Raw genomic sequence first — 21,409 nt, 5'->3', positions numbered from 1 at the left:
GCCGCTAGCTCACGGGGCAGGCTCCGTCACCGTTTCGGTTTCGGTGACGGTGCTGGTCTCCGTGCTCGTGCTGACGCTGGTGCTGACACTCGGCGACGTTGTCGTGGTGGTGGTCGGAGGTGTCGTCGTCGTGGTCGTTGTCGTTGTGGTCGTCGGCTCGGTCGTCGTCGGAATGACGGTCTCCGTGACGGTCTCGGGCGCCGACGTCGCCGTTGTGGTGGTCGGCGCCACTGACCTCGACGTCGTGGTGAGCGGTGTCAACGGGGTCTGGTCGGCGGGCTCGTCACCGCCGGTGATGAGCTTGGCCAACCCGAACACGATGAGTGCGACCACCACCGCGCCGAGGGCACCCAACCCGACCAGCGCGGCGGGCCGGCGGTACCACGGATCCGGATCGCCGGGCGGCTGGTTGTAGTCCGCGTAGACGGTCGGGGAGTCGTCGGGGTAGTTCGGGTCGTCGGGAGTTCCGTATCGCGCCACGGGCACCGATAGTAGGCGCTCACGGGAAGGGATTGAGCGTACGCGTCACATTGGTGCGTGGTCGTTGCCGCGTTGTTCTGGTCGAGTCATCGTCCTGGCGTGGAGTACGGACGGTCGTCCGTTCGGTTGTCGTTGTGGTCGACGACGTGGTCTCCGAGGACGTGGTCTCCGACGGCGAGGTCTCCGACGTCGAAGACGGATTGATGTCGGTGGTCTCGGGGGGACTGGTACTCGTGATCGTCTGGGTGGTGGTGGTCGCCGACTCCGACGCGGTCGCGGAGAACGTCGGCTCGACGAAGTCGATCGGGGCCTGCTCTGGTTGGCCGAACTGACGGGACAACGCCATCGCCACAGAGATCAGGATGCCGACCACCACGAGGGCCAAGAGGCTGGCCCCGACCACCGCCGGGGTGCGGTTGTGCCAGGGCTGCCCGTTGTCGTCCTCGTCAAACCGGCCGGCCACGGGCAGATAGTAGCGGCGACCTGCACCTCCACGCCTGTTCAGACGAGCTGGGGGAGCACCTCCGCGGCGAAGAAGTCCAGGTGGTCGAGGTCCGACATGTCCAGTAGCTGCAGGTAAACCCGCTGCACACCGATCTCCAGGTAGGGGCCGAGCTTGTCGAGGATCTCTGTGGGCGTCCCCACGAGCGGGGAGTTGCTGCGCATCTCGTCGACCTCGCGACCGATCGCCGCGGCCCGCCGCGCGATCTCCTGCTCGTCGCGGCCGGCACACACCACGAAGGCGGCGGAGTACGTCAGTGAGTCGGCCGCACGTCCCGCGTCCGTCAGCGCCGTTGCGACCCGTTCGTACTGGGTCTTGGCCACGTCGACCGGTGCGAACGGAATGTTGAACTCGGAGGCGTACGCCGCCGCCAGCGCCGGCGTGCGCTTGGCGCCGCCACCTCCGATGATGATCGGCGGATGGGGACTCTGAACGGGTTTCGGCAGGGCGGGGGAGTCAGCGACGGTGTAGTGGGTCCCGGAGAAGTCGAACGTCTCGCCCGACGGGGTCGTCCAGAGACCCGTGATGATGCTGAGCTGCTCGGTCAGCCGGTCGAACCGCTCGCCCAGCGGCGGGAACGGAATGGCGTACGCCTTGTGCTCGGCCTCGAACCAGCCGGCGCCCAAGCCCAATTCGACGCGGCCGCGGCTCATCTCGTCGACCTGCGCCACGGCGATCGCGAGGGGGCCGGGATAGCGGAACGTCGCCGAGGTGACCAGCGTGCCGAGCCGGATCGACGCCGTCTCCCGTGCGATCGCGCCCAGTGTGACCCACGAGTCGGTGGGCCCGGGCAAGCCGTCGCCGCTCATCGCGGTGTAGTGGTCGGAGCGGAAGAACGCCGAATACCCGGCGGCCTCGGCCGCACGGGCGACCGCCAGTTGGTCGCTGTAGGTGGCGCCCTGCTGCGGTTCGACGAAGACCCGGAAGTCGAGTGGCGAATTCATGGGGCCAGCGTAGGCGCCGAGCCTGGGCTCAGAAGACCTCGACGCCTGAGGTGTTGATGAACATGCCGTGGCCGGTGCCGTCGTTGGTGAACCGGGTGCCGTCGCTGGTCGCCTCGATCGTCCAGCCGAGCGCGTGATAGGTCTGGTAATCGAGCGTGACGGCCGGGATGTTGCCCAGGTTGCCCACGACCCATTCCATACTCCCGCCGGCGGTGACGCGCACGCCGTTGGCGGGCATGCCGTGCACTTCTATTGCGTTGTTGAAGTCCGACTCGCAGCCGACCTCCTCGCGGGAGATCTGGCAGCGCGTCTTGCCCGACTTGGTTTCGATGAACACGTAGCCGGACTCGTCGGGTGGCAGCGTCTCCCCGCCGGGGTGTGTGCCGGTCGGCGGCGTGGATGGCGTTGTACCGGTGGACGGGGGCGTTCGGGTCGGCCGCGTCGTCGGGAAGCTGGGCTCGTTTGCCGAGGTGTCGGAGGCGACGGGGTTGCCGTCGATGGTCGTGGAGCAGCCGACGCCGACCAGCGCGACGGACAGCAGAAATCCAACGGCGAGGCCGACTTTCGCCCGGTGCGACATGGGGTCAGGCTACGCGCCCGACGTCACAAACCCCGGCGCGCAGCGCGGACGGCCTGGGCAACCTGCGCGTCGGAGAAGATCAGCCGGGCCTCATCGCGGCCCGCGACGAACATGGTGAGTTCCCCGATGTCGCCGGTGACCGTGAGATCGGGACCACGCCCGACCGTTGCCACCGGCTGGCCGTCGGGCGTGGACAGAGTGACGCGGGCAGGCACCTTGGCCATCGTCAGCCGGGCCATGACGGCCAGCGGGCGCCGCAACGCGACGATGGTATCGGCGTCGAGAGTGCGTGGCTCCCAACCGGATTGGGCTCGGCGCACATCTTCGTGGTGGATGAACATCTCATCCATGTTCGCGACCGCGTCAACGAGTTTGAACGGCGACAACAGCGGCGGCCCGGATGCGACCTTGTCGACCAACTCATCCCAGCCGGTGGATGCGGCGGTCTGCCGTTGCACCCGGTCGGTGTAGCCGGCGAGAGCCGGGATCGCGATGCCGGGTGCCGCGTCAAGCCTGCGCTCCCGCACGACGAGATGGGCCGCAAGGTCGCGGGTGGTCCATCCCTCGCACAAGGTCGGCGAGTCGGGTCCGATTTCGTTCATGGTCGCCACCAGGGCAGCGCGCTCGCGCTGGGCTGCAGTCATGCCTAACCCTAGGACAGCCGAAGACATGTCCCAGTGCAAATGCGGACGGCTACGGCGTAGCCGTGGTCGTCGGAGGCGGCGGTGAGTTGGGAACGCGCGAGGAAGGCCCCATTTGTCCGGGTGGCCATGGGCCCATCGGCCCGGTGCCCGGCCCCATCATTCCGGGCCCCATCATCCCCGGTCCCATCATGCCGGGGCCGGGTCCCCCGTGGTGTCGCCCGGGATAGCCGGCGCCGTCGGTAGCGCGGCCGATGAAGAATCCCGAGAAGAACACCACCGCAACGATGAACACTGTCGCGGCGGCGATGCCCGCCCACACCAGGACCTGGACTGCGGCGCCGCCCTCACGGCGCGCGGGGCCAGGCGTCGGCTCCACTTGTTCAGTCATCGTGCGGCCTCCTTCGTCAGCCGAACAGCTGACTCAGGTTCAGGATGCGCCCCCGACGGCCTCGCCGACTAGGGCCGATGGTCCACGCCGCGACCCCCCAAAGCCCCCGAATCGCAGTCGGACGGGTGTGCTGTTGGAGCAGCGTGCATAGAGCAAGAGCGGTGTCAGCGCAGAACTACGTCGGTGCTGCGAAACCTGGGGACGCCTTTCGATCCTGCGATTCATCATCGGCGAGAGTGAAGTAGTTTTCCTCTTCCTGCAAGAAGTGCAGCCGCAGCACCGCGTGCAGTCCGTACAGGCAGGCGAGTAGGTCATCGACTTGGTCAGGCTGTATGCCGCCGCTCGCCTGCGCTACCGCGAGGTGGGCCCCGATCCGGTCGGACAGTCGGCGGATCTCTGCGTGCGTGCGACTCATCGTGGCAGTTGCTTCTCCGCCGCCGAGAGGCTGAGCCAGAGCGGGATAGAGGCGACTCTCCTCGGCCTGTTCGTGCGGCAGGATGCGCTCGGTGAGAAAGCCGTGCGCAAGGATGAGCGAATCCAGGGCGGCCTGATCCGTACCGGCGACCAAACGGTCGGCGGCATCACGAAGCACGTCGATGGTGTCGCGCAGTTCGTCGTGCTCGGATGCGAAGCGCTGCAACATGTCTTCTGTCTCGGCGGGCAGGTCGATCTTGGTCGTTGGGTTGGCTCCCAAGGCACGAAGTGCGTTGAGGATGACGGCGATATCGATGCCCTCCTGCAGCAGCGCACCCGCCGCGGGAGGCAGCCAGCCAAGCGCAGCGACCGCCATCGCCGCCAAGGACAACGACATGCCGACAACGGCGCTCTGTATGGCGATCCGGCGCGACCACCTGGCGATGTCCATCGCGTCGGCGAGGCGGTCCAGACGATCGGTCGTCAAGATGATGTCGGCGGCTTCCGAGGACGCGGTCGCGCCACGAGCACCCATCGCGACACCGACTGTAGCGGCAGCCAAGGCGGGGGCGTCATTTACGCCGTCACCCACCATCACGGTCACCGCGCGCTCCCTCTCGGCGCGCACCGCGGCCACCTTGTCGGCCGGACTCTGTTGTGCATACACCTCGTCCAGTCCGAGAATCGTCCCGACTTCACGCGCAGGTTCGGCGCGATCGCCCGTCAACATGACCAGCCGGTTGAGGCCCGCGGAACGCAGACGCCGCACTGTGCGCGGTGCATCGCGGCGCAACGGATCGTGCAACAGCACTGCGCCCGCCAACTCCTCGCCGACACTCACCCACGCGATCGCGGCTGAATCCAGCCGGGCGCGGTTTATCGCAGCGCGGGCCCAATCTGGTTGGCTACCTTCGACGTTCAGCTTGCCCACTCTGACGTGACGTCCATCGACAGTCCCGGTCACCCCGCGTCCGGGCTCCTCAACGACTTGTTCGGGCAGCGACAACTGGTAGCTGCGCCTTGCGGCCTCGGTCACGATCGCCTCGGCCAGTACGTGTGGCGACACCCGGTCCACCGACGCCGCCATCCGGAGAATCTCGGCGGCATCATTGCCCGGTGCTGCCAGTACATCCACGACGGCCGGGCGTCCCATTGTGAGCGTTCCGGTCTTGTCCATCACCAAAGTGGTTGCGCTTCCGAGACTTTCCAATGCGCCACCACTGCGGATGACGACTCCGTGGCGGGAGGCACGCGACAGTCCGGATACGATTGCAACCGGCGCGGCGAGCAGCAATGGGCACGGTGTGGCCACGACCAATACGGCGACCGCGCGCACTGCGGACCCACTCGCCAGCCAAGCTGCACCGGCAACAAGAAGCGTCAGCGGTAAGAACCACGCCGCGTAGCGGTCGGCCAATCTCACGATCGCAGCGCTTTCCGCACCAGCCTGCTGGGCCAGTCGGACGACGCCCGCGTAGGTGCTGTCCTGCGCGGTCGCCGTGGCCAGCAGCTCGAACGCGCCACCCGCGTTCATCACGCCGCTGCGGACCGGTTCCCCTGGGGCGCGTTCCACCTGCAGGGATTCGCCGGTGAGCACCGACTCGTCCAATACGGCCTCCGCGCCGACGACGCGCCCGTCGACAGGCACGATCTCGCCGGGCCCGACCACCAGCACATCGTCGACGGCTACATCGGCGATCGGTATGACGCTGACGTCGGATCCGACCCGCCGTCGCGCGAACCGGGGAGCGTGCTCGAGCAGCGATCGCAGATCGTGTGAAGCTCGACGTTCTGCGGCGGCTTCGAGGGCACGTCCGCCGGCGAGCATGACCGCAATGAGTGCGCCTGCCAGGTACTCGCCCACCAGCAGTGTGCCGATAAGGGACAGGACCGCGATCAGGTCGACGCCCACCCGTCCGCGTCGTAGAGCCGCGATGACCCACACGACCGCCGGCACCACGGCAATCGAGGTGCCGACGATCCAGCAGACGTCCGCCGCGTCGGGCTTGCCGAGCAGCCACAGCACGCCGCCGACCGCCAACGCGCCGACCGTGATCACCACCAGGGCCAACTCGCCCTTCAGTCGCCAGCGTGCGTTGAATGCAGGTTTATCCGCCACGACGTCAACACTCCCGTCCTCGACCGCCGCGCCACAGCGGATTCGGCCATCATGGGTATGGCCAAAAGCCCCCATAGATCCAGTTCAAAGGGCTCTACGGCCGTCCAGTCACGCCGCCGCGATAGATGTCCGTCCCGATTTGGTCGACGGTGGTCTGCATGGGGCTATCGTCCGCCTCCGAGCAGCACCGGAAAACAAGCCGGGCAAAGTTCTGCGGAATCGGGAACAAACCCGACGAAGCTGCCGTTGACCCGTCTGACAGTTGAGCGCAACAGACTCAAGTCTGGGTTGACAGGATAAGGTCGACCGGAGCAGTCTTGAGTGCGGTGCACTCAGATCCATCGCAGGACTAATTCAGGAGGAACAACCATGGCTCGTGCGGTCGGAATCGACCTCGGGACCACCAACTCCGTCGTCGCAGTACTGGAGGGTGGCGACCCAGTCGTCGTAGCCAATTCCGAAGGCTCCCGCACCACGCCGTCCGTCGTCGCGTTCGCACGTAACGGCGAGGTGCTGGTCGGTCAGCCCGCCAAGAACCAGGCGGTGACCAACGTCGACCGGACCATCCGTTCGGTCAAGCGTGAAATGGGCAGCGACTGGACCGTCGAGATCGACGGCAAGAAATACACCCCCCAGGAGATCAGCGCACGCGTGCTGATGAAGCTGAAGCGTGACGCGGAGGCCTACCTGGGTGAGGACATCACCGATGCGGTGATCACGGTGCCCGCGTACTTCAACGACGCCCAGCGCCAGGCCACCAAGGAGGCCGGCCAGATCGCAGGCCTCAACGTGCTGCGCATCGTCAACGAGCCGACCGCGGCCGCTCTGGCCTACGGCTTGGACAAGGGTGAGAAGGAACAGACCATCCTGGTCTTCGACCTCGGTGGCGGCACGTTCGACGTCTCCCTGCTGGAGATCGGCGAGGGCGTTGTCGAGGTCCGCGCCACCTCGGGTGACAACCACCTCGGCGGCGACGACTGGGACGACCGGATCGTCGAATGGCTCGTTGACAAGTTCAAGGGCACGTCGGGTATCGACTTGACGAAGGACAAGATGGCCATGCAGCGGCTGCGTGAAGCCGCCGAGAAGGCCAAGATCGAGCTCTCGAGTTCGCAGAGCACCTCGATCAACCTGCCCTACATCACCGTCGACGCGGACAAGAACCCGCTGTTCCTCGACGAGCAGCTGACCCGTGCCGAATTCCAGCGCATCACACAGGATCTGCTGGACCGCACCCGCAAGCCGTTCCAGTCGGTGATCGCCGACGCCGGTATCTCGGTGTCCGACATCGACCACGTCGTGCTGGTCGGTGGCTCGACCCGGATGCCCGCGGTGACCGACCTGGTCAAGGAACTCACCGGCGGCAAGGAGCCCAACAAGGGCGTCAACCCGGACGAGGTTGTCGCGGTGGGCGCCGCGCTGCAGGCCGGTGTGCTCAAGGGTGAGGTGAAAGACGTTCTGCTGCTTGACGTCACACCGCTGTCCCTCGGTATCGAAACCAAGGGTGGCGTGATGACGAAGCTGATCGAGCGCAACACCACGATCCCGACCAAGAGGTCCGAGACCTTCACCACGGCCGACGACAACCAGCCGTCGGTGCAGATCCAGGTCTATCAGGGTGAGCGTGAAATCGCCGCGCACAACAAGCTGCTCGGCAGCTTCGAGCTGACCGGTATCCCGCCGGCTCCGCGCGGTGTGCCCCAGATCGAGGTCACCTTCGACATCGACGCCAACGGCATCGTGCACGTGACCGCGAAGGACAAGGGCACCGGCAAGGAGAACACGATCCGAATCCAGGAGGGCTCAGGCCTTTCCAAGGAGGAGATCGACCGGATGATCAAGGACGCCGAGGCGCACGCCGAGGAGGACCGCAAGCGTCGCGAGGAGGCCGACGTCCGCAACCAGGCGGAGTCGCTGGTCTACCAGACCGAGAAGATCGTCTCCGAACAGCGCGAAGCCGAGGGCGGATCGAAGATCCCCACGGAGACGCTGGACAAGGTCGATGCCGCGGTCGCCGAGGCCAAGTCGGCGCTCGAGGGCACCGACATCACGGCCATCAAGTCGGCGATGGAGAAGCTCGGAGTGGAGGCTCAGGGCTTGGGCCAGGCGATCTACGAGGCCACCCAGGCTGAGCAGGCCGCCGGTGGTGGTGCCGCAGGCGCGTCGCCGAACGGTTCGGCCGACGACAACGTGGTGGACGCCGAGGTCGTTGATGATGACGAGGAGCGCAAGTGAGCCAGAACGATTCGCACGAGCCGGTGACTGTCACCGACAAACGGCGCATCGATCCGGACACCGGCGAACTCCGTGAGCCCGCGACCGGGCCGGCCCCAAGCGGGTCGGCCCCGGCCGCGAGCCCGGAAAACAACGAAGAGGTCGATGAGCTGAAGGCCACCCTGCAGCGGGTGAAGGCGGAGTACGACAACTACCGCCGACGGGCGCTGCGCGATCAGCAACTCATCGCTGAACGCACGAAGGCCACCGTCGTCACCCAGTTGCTTCCGGTGCTCGACGATCTCGAACGGGCCCGCAGCCACGGTGATCTCGACAGCGGACCGCTGAAGTCGGTCGCCGACAAGCTGGCGACCGTCCTTGAGGGCCTCGGCCTTTCGGCCTTCGGTGACGAGGGTGACGACTTCGACCCCGAACTGCACGAAGCCGTGCAGCACGAGGGCGACGGCACGCACCCGATCATCGGGACCGTCATGCGCCGCGGCTACAAGGTCGGCGATCAGGTGGTTCGGCACGCCCTGGTCGGCGTGGTCGACACGGTGCCCGATGACGCCGATAACACCGGCTCCGACGCGCAAGAGACCGCAGAATCAGAAGACAACTAGGGACTCAGGTGAGGAGGTGACGCGGTATGGCCCAGCGTGAATGGGTCGAAAAAGACTTCTACAAGGAGCTCGGCGTCTCCTCCGACGCCAGCGAGCAGGAGATCAAGCGAGCCGCCCGAAAGCTGCTCGCGGAAAACCATCCCGACCGCAACCCGGGAAATCAGGCGGCCGAAGAGCGGTACAAAGCCGTTTCGGAGGCCAAGGAAGTACTGTCGGACCCCGCCAAGCGTAAGGAATACGACGAAACGCGAAGGCTTTTCGCCAACGGCGGGTTCGGTCGTGGTCGCTTCGGCGGCGGAGGCGGCAACTTCGGTGGATTCGGTGGCGACGGCGTCGAGTTCAACCTGAACGATCTGTTCGACGCCGCGGGCCAGACCGGCGGCGCGAACATCGGCGATCTGTTCGGCGGCCTGTTCGGGCGCGGGGCCCAGCAGCCACGGCCGTCGCGGCCGCGGCGGGGCAACGACCTCGAAACCGAGACCGAGTTGTCCTTCCTGGAGGCCACCAAGGGCGTGATGATGCCGTTGCGGCTCACCAGCCCTGCTCCGTGCACGAACTGCCACGGCAGCGGTGCCCGGCCGGGTACCAGTCCGAAGGTGTGCCCGAACTGCAACGGCTCCGGCGTGATCAACCGCAATCAGGGCGCCTTCGGGTTCTCTGAACCGTGCACCGAGTGCCGGGGCAGCGGTTCGATCATCGAGAACCCGTGCGACGAATGTAAGGGCACCGGGGTGACCACCAGGACGCGCACCATCAACGTGCGGATCCCACCTGGCGTCGAGGACGGTCAGCGTATCCGGCTGCCCGGTCAGGGCGAGGCGGGTCTACGCGGCGCTCCGTCGGGTGACCTGTACGTGACCGTGCATGTCAAGCCGGACAAGGTGTTCGGACGCAGTGGTGACGACCTCACGGTCACCGTCCCCGTCAGCTTCCACGAATTGGCACTTGGCACAACGCTTTCGGTGCCCACGCTTGAGGGCAAGGTCGGCGTGCGGGTGCCCAAGGGCACCTCCGACGGCCGGATCCTGCGCGTGCGTGGCCGAGGTGTCCCGAAGCGGTCGGGCGGACATGGCGATCTGCTCGTCACCGTCAAGGTGGCGGTGCCACCGAACCTGGAGGGTGAGGCCGCAGAAGCGTTGGAGGCCTACGCGAAAGCCGAACGGGCCAGCGGGTTCGACCCGCGGGCGAATTGGGCAGGGGCGTGATCACCGATGGCGAAGCGATCCAACAACGACGCTCATACCTTCCTGATCTCGGTCGCTGCTGAGCTGGCCGGCATGCATGCGCAGACGCTGCGCACGTACGACCGGCTCGGACTGGTCAGCCCGCAGCGCACCTCCGGCGGGGGTAGGCGCTACTCGCTGCACGACGTCGAACTGCTGCGCGAGGTCCAGCGGCTGTCCCAAGACGAAGGTGTCAACCTTGCTGGCATCAAACGGATCATCGAGCTGACCAATCAGGTCGAGGCCTTGCAGAACCGGGTCCAGGAACTGACTCGCGAACTCGAGGAGTTGCGGTCGGCGCCGAGGTCCAAGAGCACCGCGCTGGTGGTCTGGCAACCCGGCGCCGCCCGACGGCGACGTCAGTCCGAGTAACAGCCCTAGGTCACGGTGATCGAGAACCGTGCGGTCGCCGGCCGGCCGGGGGCCGCACTGCGATAGTCGCCGCGGCGTAGCGAGTCCGTCGGCGCGGCCATGGGCTCGATCGCGATGATGTCGTCAGAGCCCGGGGCGAAGAGTTGCGCTGCGGGATAACCCGTTTCGAACGCCACCTCGATGCGGCGGTCGCCGCCCGTGAGAGTGAACAACGCGCCGTCGGGTAACTCGTCGAAGCCGTCGTCGTAGGTCGCGGATGCCAGCGGCTCGCTGGTTCCGGGCCACGGCGCGTGCTCTCCGGTCGGGATGCCCCGGCCGTCCAGCGCCAGATGCCGCATCGTCGGGGTGGTGAGCCGCCACTGATCGCGCGGTACTTCGGGAATCGTGAAGTACGGGTGGTAGCCGAAGCACCGCGGCACCGCGGTCTGTGTCGTCGGGGTCACGGTGGTTTCGATCGTGAGCGTGCGATCGTTGAGCGTGATGCTCTGCGTGAGCAGATGGGGGAACGGGAACGACGCGAGCAGCGCCGGTTCCGCCCCGAAGTCAACTGTGGCGGTGAGGGTGTTCTCGGAGCATGCCGTCACCTGCCAACCCGGGTAGGCGGCCAGCACACCGTGGATGGGTAGACCGTTCTCGTCGGCGCGCACGCCGCCAACTCCAGGGGTCAATGTGACCACGGTGCCAGTGCTCTCATACTCGCTGGCGCTCAACCGGTTTGCCCACGGGTAGAGGATCGGGATGCCCATCGTCTTGCCGTTGGTCACATAAGCGTCTAGTCCGCGGCGCTGGCCAAGGAATTCGTCATCACCGTCGGCGAGCGACGTACCGATCATGCCTGCGGACGGGACGAACGTCGCCGTAAGTGAGGACGACGGATCAGCGAGGATGACGCTCTCGAAGTCAGCCATGTCTGTCGATCCTGCCACCGCTGCGATTAAATGAAGCGATGACGGCATTTTCTGGGCAGTACAACGACATCGAGGCACGCAACCTGGCCACGGTGCGTGCCGGATTCGAGGCGTGGGCCACTGGGACTGGAAGCCCGCTGCAGGCGCTCGCGGACGACGCGACTTGGGAGATCACCGGGAACTCGGTGGCGGCCCGCGTCTACACCAGCAAGGAAGACTTCATGAGCAACGTCATCCTGCCCTTCAACGCGCGGATGACCGTCCCTCTCAAGCCGACGATCCGGGAGATCTATGCCGACGGCGACACGGTGATCGTGTACTTCGACGGTGAGGCCACGGCCCGCGACGGGGTGGCCTATCGCAACACGTATGCGTGGTTCCTGACGTTTTCGGGCAACCGAATTATCAAGGGGACAGCCTTCTTCGACAGCGTCGCATTCAACGACCTGTGGCAGCGGGTATCCCCTCAGTCGTAGACGATCACCGCGCGTCCGACGAAGTCGCCGCGGCCGAGTGCATCGATGTGGTCGTTGACGTCCTCGAAGTTGACCGGCGTGACCGAGTCCTTGATCTTGCCGGCCTCGGCCAGCGCGACCACCTCGGTGAGGTCGTTGTAGTTGCCCCAGAACGATCCGAACAGGGTGTACTCGCGGCTCACCAACGGAAACAGCGAGATGTCCACCCGGTTGCCGACCAACCCGACCGAAGCGACGGCGCCCTCGGTCGCCAGCAGTGAGAAGGCCAGCCGGATGCTCTCCTCGGCGCCCGCGCATTCGATGACGGCGTCGAACTCGCGTCGGCCCGTCGCCTCTTCGAGCGCATCGCGCACCTCGTCGTCGGTCTTGTTCCCGATGCTGACGGTGTGATCGGCGCCGTTTTCGGTTGCCAGCGCCAGCTTTTCAGGGTTGCGCGCCAGCGCGACGACCGTTGCCCCGCCACCGAGCAGCTTCGCGTACTGCACGCCGTACGCGCCGAGGCCGCCGATGCCCATCACCGCAAGCGTCGTTCCCGGGCCCAGCGCCCCGGCGGCCTGCAACTTCTTCAGCCCGCGGTACGGGGTGAGGCCCGCATCGGTCAGCGGTGCCAGCGAAAGCGGCGACAGGCTTCCGCTGACCTTGATCAACTGTTGGTAGGCGACGGGAACGTACTCCTGATAGCCGCCGTGAGGTCCGAAGCCGATCCAGTGCCCCTGGTTGCAGATCTGTTCGTTACCGCGGTGGCACTGCCGGCACGAGCCGTCACCGAGCGGACCGAACACCACCACCGGATCCCCTTCGGACAGGCGCGCCGCGGCGGGGACGTCCGCACCGATACGGTCGACAGTGCCGGCGATCTCATGCCCCGGGGTGGCCGGTAGCGGCATATCTGTGCCGAAGTAGCCGTCGATGAGTTGAAAGTCCGTGCGGCACATGCCCGCACCACCGACTTTGACCAACACCTCGGTGGGGCCGATGTCGGGGATCGGAATCTCTTCGAGTGTCAGCGGCTGCTGGTAGGCGTGCATGCGTGCGGCGCGCATCGTCGGCATGGCGGCTCCTCGCCCGGCAGGGAATGATCTTGATCAGTGTAGGGTGAGAGCCTCAGGGCGTCAGTGGATCGTGCTGGATCCGTTCGGCCGGAGCACCTTTCGCGAGCAACGCCGCCTTCGTGGCCTCGACCATATGCGGGTTGCCGCAGATCAGAATCTGGCGATCACCCCAGCCGCCGTAACTGGTGACCACGTCGGCGAGTATCCCGGTCTGACGGACGTGCAGCCCGCGCGGCGGCGACACATCGGGATAGTCGGCGGCCCACGGCGGGTCGGTGTTGAACTCCGAAACCGGCGTCACCGACAGCCACGGGTTCTGCGCTGCGATCTGCCACAGGGTGCGCAGATCGTAGAGCTCGCACGGATAGCGGGCCCCGTAGAACAGATGCACACGCGGGTTGACGGCCTTTCGGGTGAGATCCATGATCAGGGTCCGCAGCGGGGCCAGGCCCGTGCTGCCCGCGACCATCAGGACGTCGCCGCCGTCACGGTCGATGTGCATCCCGCCGTGCGGATTGGACACCCGCCACCGGTCGCCCGGTTTCGTCTCGCTGACGATCGCGGGGCTCACCATGCCGCCGGGCACCGAACGGACGTGGAACTCGATGGCGCCGCTGCGTTCGGCGGGGATCGACGGGCTCAGGTAGCGCCACCGCCGCGGCCACTGCGGCACCTGGACCGTGACGTACTGGCCCGGGTGGTAGTACAGCGGCTGATCCAGCTGCAGCCGGATCACCGCGACGTCTCGGGTGGCTCGGATGTGTTCGATCACCGTGCCGTCGCAGTAGGGCGGGCCCTTCTCGGCGTCGGCGGCGCCGCGCATCACCCCGACCAGCAATGCGACCGCGTCATGGGCCGCCTCTGCGAGCCGGTCGTCCCACCGCTCGATCAGCTGCGAGCGCAGCGTGGTCAGCAGCGCATCCTGCATGCTGTCGTAATGGCGTTGCGTCACACCGTATTTGCGATGGTCGCGACCGAGCTGCGCAAGGAAGGCCACCGGCTCCTGGGCCCGTTGATCGGCGAGTTGGCCGAACAGCCACGTCACCGCCTGCGCGAACGCGTGCCGCTGCGCAGCCATCTCTGGTGGGAACAGATCGCGGACCGACATGTCGATGGCGAACCACCGGGTGTAGAACCGCCGGATCAGTTCGTCGGAGCCGAGCGCGGGATCGACGGCGTCGCGCAGTACGCGCAACGCCTCGCTGTCGTCGAGTCCCACGCCGTTCGATGCTAAGTCACGCGGCTGAGAACCTCCGCTGCCGTAGCGCCGCCGTGACGACCAGCGCCACGCCGAGAAGTGACCAGCAGGTCAGCACCACGATCGGCAATAGTCCGCCGGCGCCGTCGAAGAACGCCGCCGAGCGCAGCAGCGTGGCGGTCGCGCCCTGCGGCAGCCATTGCCCCAGTTGACCCCAGCGGGCGGGCAACATCTCCGGTGCGCTGGTCAGCCCCGACAGTGGGTTGCCGATCAGCAATGCGGCGGCGGCGCCCACTGCCAGGCCGGCCCGGCCGAACAGCGAACCGAGACCCAGCATGGCCAGTCCGGCAGCCAGGATGCCCAGCGTCAGAGCTCCTGCCACGCCCCAGAAGTTCGTGTCGATCGAACCGAGGACGAACCGCAGCAGCGCGGCGATGGACACGCCCGCCACGCCGGCGAACACGACCACGGAGGTGAACCGGGTCCAGGCCTCGCGCTTGAGGGCGAACACCAGCACGATCGCGGGCAACAGTCCCGCCAGCGTGATCGGCAGCGCGGACGCGGCCAGCCCGGCACCGCGCGGGTCATGTGCGGTCGGTGGGGCGAGGTCCTCGATGTCGAGCGGCGTGCCTGTCCGCTGGGCGATACCGTTTCCGATCTGTGTGAGCATTTGGGCCACCATCGGGCTTGCGCCGGTGGCGATCAGCAGCCGGGGCCCATTGGGGCCAAATGCAATTCCGCCGTAGACCTCTCTGTTGCGAATCGCATCGCGCAGCGCGGGCTCGGCGGGGTAATAGGTGAATGCGAACGCGCCCGGTGCCTGCTTCTCCATGGTCTCGGCGACCTGACCGCTGGCCGACTGTGGACCCGCGGCACCGATCGGTACGGAGTGCGGTCCACTGCGCGTCGCGGGCAGCGCGAACGCGATCGCGACCAGGGCGAGCACGACGGTCAGGATGGCGACGATCCCGGTCGCCTTTAGCGCCGCGGGGGGTTCGTGCACGGGTGCTGAGTGCGTGTGCCGGGGCACGGTGTCCGTGACCATTTGTGGCCTCTTTTCATTCATCGTTGAATTAATCGGCAGTCCGAGCGTAACTCTGCGCTCACTGGTTTTCAACAGTCATTGAAATGCTACGGTCGATAGGTGCCGTCACCAGCGAAGACATCGAAGCGCCGGGGTCGCCGCCAGGGCGACCCGGTATCGCGGGACGCCGTCCTGGCCGCGGCGAAGGCCCGGTTCGCCACGGAGGGCTACGAGAGGACAACGCTGCGTGCGATCGCCGACGACGCGCATGTCGATCCGGCGATGGTGCTGTATCTCTTTGGGTCGAAGGCCAATCTGTTTCGTGAGGCACTGCGCCTGATCGTCGATCCGACCACCCTGGTCGCCGCCATCGCGGGCGGTCCCGACGATGAGCCCGATATCGGCAACCGCATGGTGCGGACGTACCTGCGGATCTGGGACTCGCCCGACACCGGGCACAGCATGGTGGCGATGCTGCAGTCGGCCACCTCCAACGCCGACGCCCACGAGGCCTTCCGCACCTTCATGCAGGACTACGTGTTGACCGCGGTGTCGGGCGTGCTGGGCGGCGGGGAACAGGCCAAGTTGCGGGCGATGCTCGCCGCAAGCCAGCTCGTCGGGGTTGCGATATTGCGCTTCGTGATGAAGATCCCGCCGCTGGCGGTCCTGTCCGACGACGAGCTGGTGCGGTTGATCGCGCCGACGGTGACGCGCTACCTGACCGCAGACGCCGGGGAACTCGGTCTGCCCTGACGGCTAGACGCCGTGAATTCCCTTGTACAACACCATAAGACCGATCACTATCAATATTGCGGCGACGAGCACGGCGTGCTGGCGATCCATCCAGTCCTTCAGCCGCGCCAGCGGTTCGTCGAGCCGGTCACCGGACACGGCGTAGGCCAGGATCGGCAGCGCGACCGTCGAACCGGCGGCCAGGACGTACCACAGCCCGGCGATCCAGATCTGGGAGGAACTGAGCCCGCCGGTGCCGATCGCCAAACCCGCTGCGGCACATATGAACAGCACTTTGGGATTGACGATGGTCAGCGCGAACCCCGCGACCCCGCCGCGCGCGGGACTGAGTTTCGACAGGCTCTGCATCCACTTGGGGGCATGTGTGGACTTGCTGCGGTTCAGCCACCGGTAGATGCCGAAGACGATGAGCGCGGCGCCGACGACGATGCGCAGCCACGATGCCCAGCCCGGCGGCTTGTCCCGCAGACCGCCGCCAAGACTCGACACCTGGACGAAGATCAGCGTCACCACCGCCAATCCGACGAACCAGCCGGCCAGGAATGCCAGCCCCGTTGGCCGTGGCCGCGGCGTGTGCAGTACGAGAACCGCGGGAATGATCGACAGTGGAGAGAGCGCGACCACCATTGCCAGCGGTATGAGCTCGATCAGCACCGATCCCCAATCAGCCGACAATTCTCCCCCTTTCGACACATCATTCGACAAGCAACCTAGCAATCATCGCCAACCGAGAGGACCGATCGTATGAACCGCTGGACACCCACGGCGGGCCTCGCGCTTGCGTTCGTCCTCTCGGCCGCCGCGATTGACGCGCCCGCACATGCGGTTGCAGACACGTGCGCCGACGCGGCGACGAGTGCTGCGCTGCCGCTCGACATCGGGCCGTGTGCGGACGTCCTCGCCCAGGAGAGGCGCTGGCTTGCGGCGATCACCGCCGGTGATGTCCCGATCGTCGAGGCGATCCTGGGGCCGACGTTCAAGCACGTCAACGCGGAGGGCCTGCTGCTCACCCGCGCCGACGAGATCGCGAGCATGGAGCCGTTGCCGTTCACGATGAACCCGTCCGATCAGATCGTCGACATCGCGGGCAACACCGCGGTGATCCACGGCGTCAACACGCTGATTCAGCCGGGACCCGACGGTGACAGCGTGTTGGGCGTCGAGCGCTTCACCGATGTGTTCGAGTTGCAGAACGGGCAATGGATCGCGTTGTCCGCTCAGGAGACGGCGACCTGATCGAGGGCGAAATTCCTTTGCTGTGAATGTCAGCGTCCGCGCTTCGCCTACTGTAAGCTCCCCATCACTTTATGCCGCTTTGTTGCCACTCTAGTGGAGATCGGAGAGGCCATGCGGCTTCCTCAGTCACGCGCATTCATCGTTCTGCTCGTCGTCTTGTCCATGACGGCCGCCTTGACGAGTGCCTGCGCGCGCGACAAGGAAGCGCCTGCACCGCAGGCGGGCGTCAACGCGGGTCCCGACGGGAAGCCCGCCCCGTTCAAAGAACCGGTGCGGCTCTCCAGCAAGGACGGGGTGCTCGAGGTGCGACTCTCGGCGCATCAGGGCGTCGTCAACCTCGACACCGTCAAGGAGCCGGTGACCAACTTCCTCGTCTACGGCTATGACCTCATCAAGGGGACGGCGTCGGACGGATCGACCAAGGGTGACAATCTCTATCCCGCACCGACGCTGCGCGTGGACCCCGGCGAGAAGCTGATCATCCACTACGACAACGATCTTCAGAATCTGACCATCACGGATTTCTACGATCCCGCCATGACGCCCAAGGGCGGTGAGGTACCGCTGTATCCACCGCAGCTGACCGAGGCGCCGCTGAACCTGCACACCCACGGCTTGCACGTCAGTCCGTCGGGAAACGCCGACAACGTGCTGCTGTCGATTCCCGCGGGGATGGGCAATACCTATTCCTACGACGTGCCCACGAACATGCCCAACGGCCTGTACTGGTATCACAGCCACCGCCACACGATGACGTCGCAGCAGACCTACGCCGGTTTGGCCGGCCTGCTGGAAATCGGTCGCCCCGACGGCAATCTGCCGTTGGTCACGCAGAACAACATCCCCATCCGCAACATGGCGATTCAGTACAACTACGTGTTCGACCGCAAGGGAAACGGCCATCAGCTCAACAACTACAGCTGGCCACAGTGGGTGAGCACCCTCAAGGCGCCCGAGGGTTCTGAGCTTGCTGACGGGACTTATCAGCCGAGCCTGGCGCCGGTGAACATCGCCGACACCACCGTGGGTTCGCAGTATCTGACGCCGTGGTGGTCGGGGCCGCTGTCGCCACTCAACAACCGCGGCCAGACGCAGTTCATCCCGTCGAACCTGATGAGCTTCGACAGCCCGACGACGAAGGTCGAAGAGGACCCGTCGCTGCCGGAGAACCAGCGCGATGTGCAGTTCACGGTGAACGGTCAGTTCCAGCCGGAGCTGAAGATCAAGCCCGGGCAGACGGAGATCTGGGTCGTGGCCAACATCAGCGACATCGCCTATATGACAGTCAGATTGACCGAGACCGCCACCGGTAACCACCCGAAGTTCGCGATCGTCGGCCAGGACGGCAACCCCTACACGCAGGTGGGTCGGCCCGTCTTCGGCGACGGAACCACGCTCAGTGTGCCGCCCGGGTCGCGCTACGCCATCGCGGTGACGATGCCGAAGGAAGGCGATCTCGTTCTGGAGTTCCCGCCGGATCCCAAGGCCAAGCCGATCGTGAATCCGGGTGTGCTGTATGCGAACAACGGCACCAAGAACACACCCGCCGTGCTCGGCACCCTCTCGGTGGATCCGAAGTACCTCAGCTTCGCCGACGGGTTCTTCGTGTTTCCCACCCAGACCCTGATCCGTGCCACGCCGGACACCAGTGGCGAGGGGCAGACCACAGCCTTCGAAGAGGGGCAGAACCTCGACGCATACACGTCGTTCGTCGACACGTCGGTGATGACACCCGATGTGACTCGGGAGATGACGATCACCGACACTATCGGCGGCGGCCTCGCGAGCAACAACGACCCCAAGGCCGTCATATACATGTTCGAACCCACTGGGTTCCCGAACACCACGCTGATCCAACCGCGGCTCAACTCCGTTGAGGAGTGGAAGATCATCAATCAGAACAACGATGCACATCCGATGCACATCCACGTCAACGACTTTCAGGTGATGGAGATCGACGACCCGCACCGCGGTGTGTCGGGTGTGGAACCGTGGGGGCTCGACAACGTCAACGTGCCCGCACCGATCTTCAACGACATGCACGTGGTCACCACCCCGGCGACGCTGACACTGCGCCAGGAGTTCCTGGAGTACACGGGCACCTACGTGATCCATTGCCACCGGCTCAACCATGAGGACAACGGCCTGATGGCGACCATCAACGTCATCCCGGAAGTGTCGACGTACGCGGTGGCGATACCGGGATCGGCCGGGAAGCCGGCGTCGGTTCAGGTTCGGGACGGCGACGGCGACGAGGTGCTGCAAACCGTCGTTCCGTTCCCGGATTTCGAGGGCAGCCCGTCCGTGGCGATGACCGACGTGAACGGAGACATGATCCTCGACCTGCTCGTCGGTACGGGCAAGGGGCCGACCGCCGAGGTCGTCGCATACGACGGGAACGACACCAATCTCGGGCTGTTCAAGTCGGAGATTATCAGATTCGAGCCGTTCGGCTCCGATTTCACCGGCGGGGTGACGGTCGCAGGCGCCGACATCGACGGAAACGCGATGGCCGACAACATCATTGTGGGTACCGGCCCGGGAACGGAGTCACAGGTCAAGGTGTTCTCCTCGACGCTGCCGTCGGAGGCGGGCAAGGCGCCCGATGTGTTCTCCACCTTCACGCCGTATCCCGGATCGCAAGCCGGCGTCACGCTGGCCACCGGAATGGTCGAATTCGAATCGGGACGCCAGAGCATCGTGACCGCCCCGGGTCCCGGCGAACCGCCACTGATCAAGACGTTCCGATGGGACCTCTACAAGCCGACCGCACGGGCACAGGCCAACGGCACGGCGACGCAGGAACATTCGGGTAAGCCGACCGATCCGACGATGACGTCACAGTTCATGGCTTACGACGAGAACTACAAGGACGGCGTCGCGGTGTCCGCCGGATGGGTAGCGGGCGGCGAGGGTGGTGCGATGAGCATCATCACCAGCCAGCGCGCCGACAAGGGCACCGTGCGAGTGTGGTCGTCCGGTTCGAAGCTCGACGGTCAACCGAAGATGTACCTCGCGAGTCCGAACCACCACACGGACAACGTCGAGTACGAGCAGATCGCGTCGTTCGCACCGTTCGGCGGGGCGACCCCGGGTGCGACGATTGCGACAACCAGCACCGTGTACGGGGCCGATCTGCTGGTGGCCGGGATGACGCCCGGTGGCCCGGAGGTGCGCAAGTACTCATTCGATCGCTCGGGGCCCGACGCGACGACCATGGCACCCAAACTGCTGACCACGCTTCCGCGGATGGCGTCGGGGCCGACGCCGCTGGCCGGACGCTAGGGGAGATGCCAGAAGACCCGCGTTACGAGATAGAAGAGCAGGGTCCACAGCGCCAGCGCCACGACGGAGATACCGATGCCGCGCCAATTCACTTTCGCTGCAGGAAGTCCCGGCGGCGGCTGCAACCACTGCTTGAGTAGCGGATTGACGTAGTACGGCATCGTCACGAAGCTCATCAAGAGGCTGGACAGCAGGTTTCCGATGAGCAGGCCCAGCCACAGCGGCATGTGCAGCGGTGACAGCGCCAGAGTCAGGATCACCACGGTCGGGTACAGGCCCACCCAGACCGCGATCGACGTCTTGAGTTCCGACGGCGGGGGAGTGTTGGGGTGCTGATCGTCGAAGGCGAACCAGCTGCCGAATGAGTTGTCGATCGTCCTGGCATGGTAGTCCGCGAATCTCTCCCCCTCGGCGAGAAGTTGTTTGCGTTCGTCTGAGACCAACCAGCGGTCGAGATCGTCGGCGGTCTGATAGCGATACAGCGCCGTCCACTCCTCCTGGATGCCCTCGACGGGACGGAACAGCTCGGAGCCACGGAATCCCGGAAAACTGCTCTCCGCCAGCCGAAGTCGTTCCTGCCAGGCGAGAAATTCGTCGATGTGCGCCTGATCGACGCGATGAGTCACCACCACGGTGACCAGCGGGTCCGACTGCCGGGCGCCGCCGCCGATGACCTGTTGGGTGCCCGGACCGTCGAAGTACTGCTGACCCTCGGTCAGCAGGTGCTGACGAGTGGCGCTGTTGAGCCACGCCTGAACATGCGCGATCGAGTCGAAGCGGTACACGATCACGAAGTCGCGCTGCAGTGCGGTGGGATGGTTGATCTCGGCGCCGATGAAGCCGGGATACTTGGCGGCCTCCCGGTTCATGCTCAACTGCCACGCCTCGAACGCCTGCTCCTGCCCTTCTCGAACACGCTGGCCGATGATGACCGTCGCTGCGGTATCGGTGGTGGCGGCTGTCGTATCCATATC

General features: G+C 65.9%; 21 protein-coding genes. 8 read left to right on the top strand and 13 right to left on the bottom strand.

Going from position 1 to position 21,409, the window contains the following annotated elements; translation table 11 throughout:
• Positions 1-9: 9 nt before the first annotated feature.
• The 7 genes from G6N43_RS30035 to G6N43_RS30005 all read right to left on the bottom strand — a co-directional run bounded on the left by G6N43_RS30035 (position 10) and on the right by G6N43_RS30005 (position 6,071).
• On the bottom strand, positions 10-480 hold the full coding sequence (locus tag G6N43_RS30035; protein ID WP_083152767.1) for a hypothetical protein: 471 nt from the start codon (positions 478-480) through the stop codon (positions 10-12).
• 19 nt (positions 481-499) lie between these two features.
• Positions 500-943, bottom strand: a complete 444-nt coding sequence (locus G6N43_RS30030) for a hypothetical protein (protein ID WP_308206531.1) — start codon at positions 941-943, stop codon at positions 500-502.
• Positions 944-981: 38 nt separating this feature from the next.
• Positions 982-1,926, bottom strand: a complete 945-nt coding sequence (locus G6N43_RS30025) for an LLM class F420-dependent oxidoreductase (protein ID WP_083152768.1) — start codon at positions 1,924-1,926, stop codon at positions 982-984.
• Between the two features lie 28 nt (positions 1,927-1,954).
• Positions 1,955-2,506, bottom strand: a complete 552-nt coding sequence (locus G6N43_RS30020; RefSeq protein WP_083152769.1) for a hypothetical protein — start codon at positions 2,504-2,506, stop codon at positions 1,955-1,957.
• A gap of 23 nt (positions 2,507-2,529) precedes the next feature.
• Positions 2,530-3,150, bottom strand: coding sequence for a TIGR03085 family metal-binding protein (locus tag G6N43_RS30015; RefSeq protein ID WP_083152770.1), 621 nt, complete (start codon positions 3,148-3,150; stop codon positions 2,530-2,532).
• 49 nt (positions 3,151-3,199) lie between these two features.
• Complete coding sequence (locus tag G6N43_RS30010) at positions 3,200-3,538, bottom strand: hypothetical protein (RefSeq protein ID WP_110810416.1); 339 nt, start codon at positions 3,536-3,538, stop codon at positions 3,200-3,202.
• A 175-nt stretch (positions 3,539-3,713) separates the two neighbouring features.
• The gene (locus G6N43_RS30005; RefSeq protein WP_234810117.1) at positions 3,714-6,071 is read right to left on the bottom strand and encodes a heavy metal translocating P-type ATPase; all 2,358 of its coding nucleotides are present in this window, start codon (positions 6,069-6,071) and stop codon (positions 3,714-3,716) included.
• Positions 6,072-6,440: 369 nt separating this feature from the next.
• Here G6N43_RS30005 and dnaK point away from each other — a divergent pair, with 369 nt between their 5' ends.
• The 4 genes from dnaK to G6N43_RS29985 are packed head-to-tail and all read left to right on the top strand — an operon-like array spanning position 6,441 to position 10,503.
• Entirely contained in the window at positions 6,441-8,306 is a 1,866-nt protein-coding gene (gene dnaK / locus G6N43_RS30000) for a molecular chaperone DnaK (RefSeq protein ID WP_083152772.1), read from the top strand.
• Entirely contained in the window at positions 8,303-8,908 is a 606-nt protein-coding gene (grpE, locus tag G6N43_RS29995; protein WP_083152773.1) for a nucleotide exchange factor GrpE, read from the top strand. Before dnaK ends, grpE begins: the two co-directional genes overlap by 4 nt.
• 26 nt (positions 8,909-8,934) lie before the next feature.
• Entirely contained in the window at positions 8,935-10,113 is a 1,179-nt protein-coding gene (gene dnaJ / locus G6N43_RS29990; RefSeq protein WP_083152774.1) for a molecular chaperone DnaJ, read from the top strand.
• A 6-nt stretch (positions 10,114-10,119) separates the two neighbouring features.
• Positions 10,120-10,503 (top strand): heat shock protein transcriptional repressor HspR, encoded by a 384-nt coding sequence (locus G6N43_RS29985; RefSeq protein ID WP_083152775.1) that lies wholly within the window; start codon positions 10,120-10,122, stop codon positions 10,501-10,503.
• A gap of 5 nt (positions 10,504-10,508) precedes the next feature.
• Here the strand turns inward: G6N43_RS29985 and G6N43_RS29980 are convergent, their stop codons facing one another.
• The gene (locus G6N43_RS29980) at positions 10,509-11,411 is read right to left on the bottom strand and encodes an aldose 1-epimerase (protein WP_083152776.1); all 903 of its coding nucleotides are present in this window, start codon (positions 11,409-11,411) and stop codon (positions 10,509-10,511) included.
• A 38-nt stretch (positions 11,412-11,449) separates the two neighbouring features.
• Between G6N43_RS29980 and G6N43_RS29975 the strand changes: the two genes are divergently transcribed.
• Positions 11,450-11,887: a nuclear transport factor 2 family protein gene (locus tag G6N43_RS29975; protein ID WP_083152777.1), complete on the top strand. Its 438-nt coding sequence runs from the start codon at positions 11,450-11,452 to the stop codon at positions 11,885-11,887.
• Here G6N43_RS29975 and G6N43_RS29970 read toward each other — a convergent pair.
• From G6N43_RS29970 to G6N43_RS29960, 3 genes are read right to left on the bottom strand one after another with little or no spacing between them, the layout of a single operon-like run.
• Positions 11,878-12,939 carry an NAD(P)-dependent alcohol dehydrogenase gene (locus G6N43_RS29970; protein WP_234810118.1) on the bottom strand — a complete coding sequence of 354 codons (1,062 nt, stop codon included), beginning with the start codon at positions 12,937-12,939 and terminating at the stop codon, positions 11,878-11,880. The genes G6N43_RS29975 and G6N43_RS29970 overlap by 10 nt on opposite strands.
• Before the next feature lie 52 nt (positions 12,940-12,991).
• A complete protein-coding gene (locus G6N43_RS29965; protein WP_083152778.1) occupies positions 12,992-14,158 on the bottom strand; it encodes an FAD-binding oxidoreductase in 1,167 nt (388 codons plus the stop codon).
• 16 nt (positions 14,159-14,174) lie between these two features.
• A complete protein-coding gene (locus G6N43_RS29960; protein ID WP_083152779.1) occupies positions 14,175-15,182 on the bottom strand; it encodes a hypothetical protein in 1,008 nt (335 codons plus the stop codon).
• 99 nt (positions 15,183-15,281) lie between these two features.
• Between G6N43_RS29960 and G6N43_RS29955 the strand changes: the two genes are divergently transcribed.
• Complete coding sequence (locus G6N43_RS29955; protein WP_083152780.1) at positions 15,282-15,914, top strand: TetR/AcrR family transcriptional regulator; 633 nt, start codon at positions 15,282-15,284, stop codon at positions 15,912-15,914.
• Between the two features lie 3 nt (positions 15,915-15,917).
• Here G6N43_RS29955 and G6N43_RS29950 read toward each other — a convergent pair whose 3' ends face one another.
• Positions 15,918-16,589, bottom strand: a complete 672-nt coding sequence (locus tag G6N43_RS29950; protein WP_083152781.1) for a GAP family protein — start codon at positions 16,587-16,589, stop codon at positions 15,918-15,920.
• Positions 16,590-16,658: 69 nt separating this feature from the next.
• On the opposite strand from G6N43_RS29950, the gene G6N43_RS29945 reads away from it, so the two are divergent.
• On the top strand, positions 16,659-17,150 hold the full coding sequence (locus G6N43_RS29945; protein ID WP_083152782.1) for a nuclear transport factor 2 family protein: 492 nt from the start codon (positions 16,659-16,661) through the stop codon (positions 17,148-17,150).
• A 111-nt stretch (positions 17,151-17,261) separates the two neighbouring features.
• Positions 17,262-20,435 carry a multicopper oxidase family protein gene (locus tag G6N43_RS29940; protein ID WP_083152814.1) on the top strand — a complete coding sequence of 1,058 codons (3,174 nt, stop codon included), beginning with the start codon at positions 17,262-17,264 and terminating at the stop codon, positions 20,433-20,435.
• Here the strand turns inward: G6N43_RS29940 and G6N43_RS29935 are convergent.
• A complete protein-coding gene (locus tag G6N43_RS29935) occupies positions 20,432-21,406 on the bottom strand; it encodes an antibiotic biosynthesis monooxygenase (RefSeq protein ID WP_083152783.1) in 975 nt (324 codons plus the stop codon). The genes G6N43_RS29940 and G6N43_RS29935 overlap by 4 nt on opposite strands.
• Positions 21,407-21,409: the final 3 nt, after the last annotated feature.

Origin of the sequence: Mycolicibacterium moriokaense, from assembly GCF_010726085.1 — a bacterium.
Lineage (GTDB): Bacteria > Actinomycetota > Actinomycetes > Mycobacteriales > Mycobacteriaceae > Mycobacterium > Mycobacterium moriokaense.
Note: the sequence above shows the minus strand (reverse complement) of the source record. Positions and strands in the feature narration are given on the sequence as shown.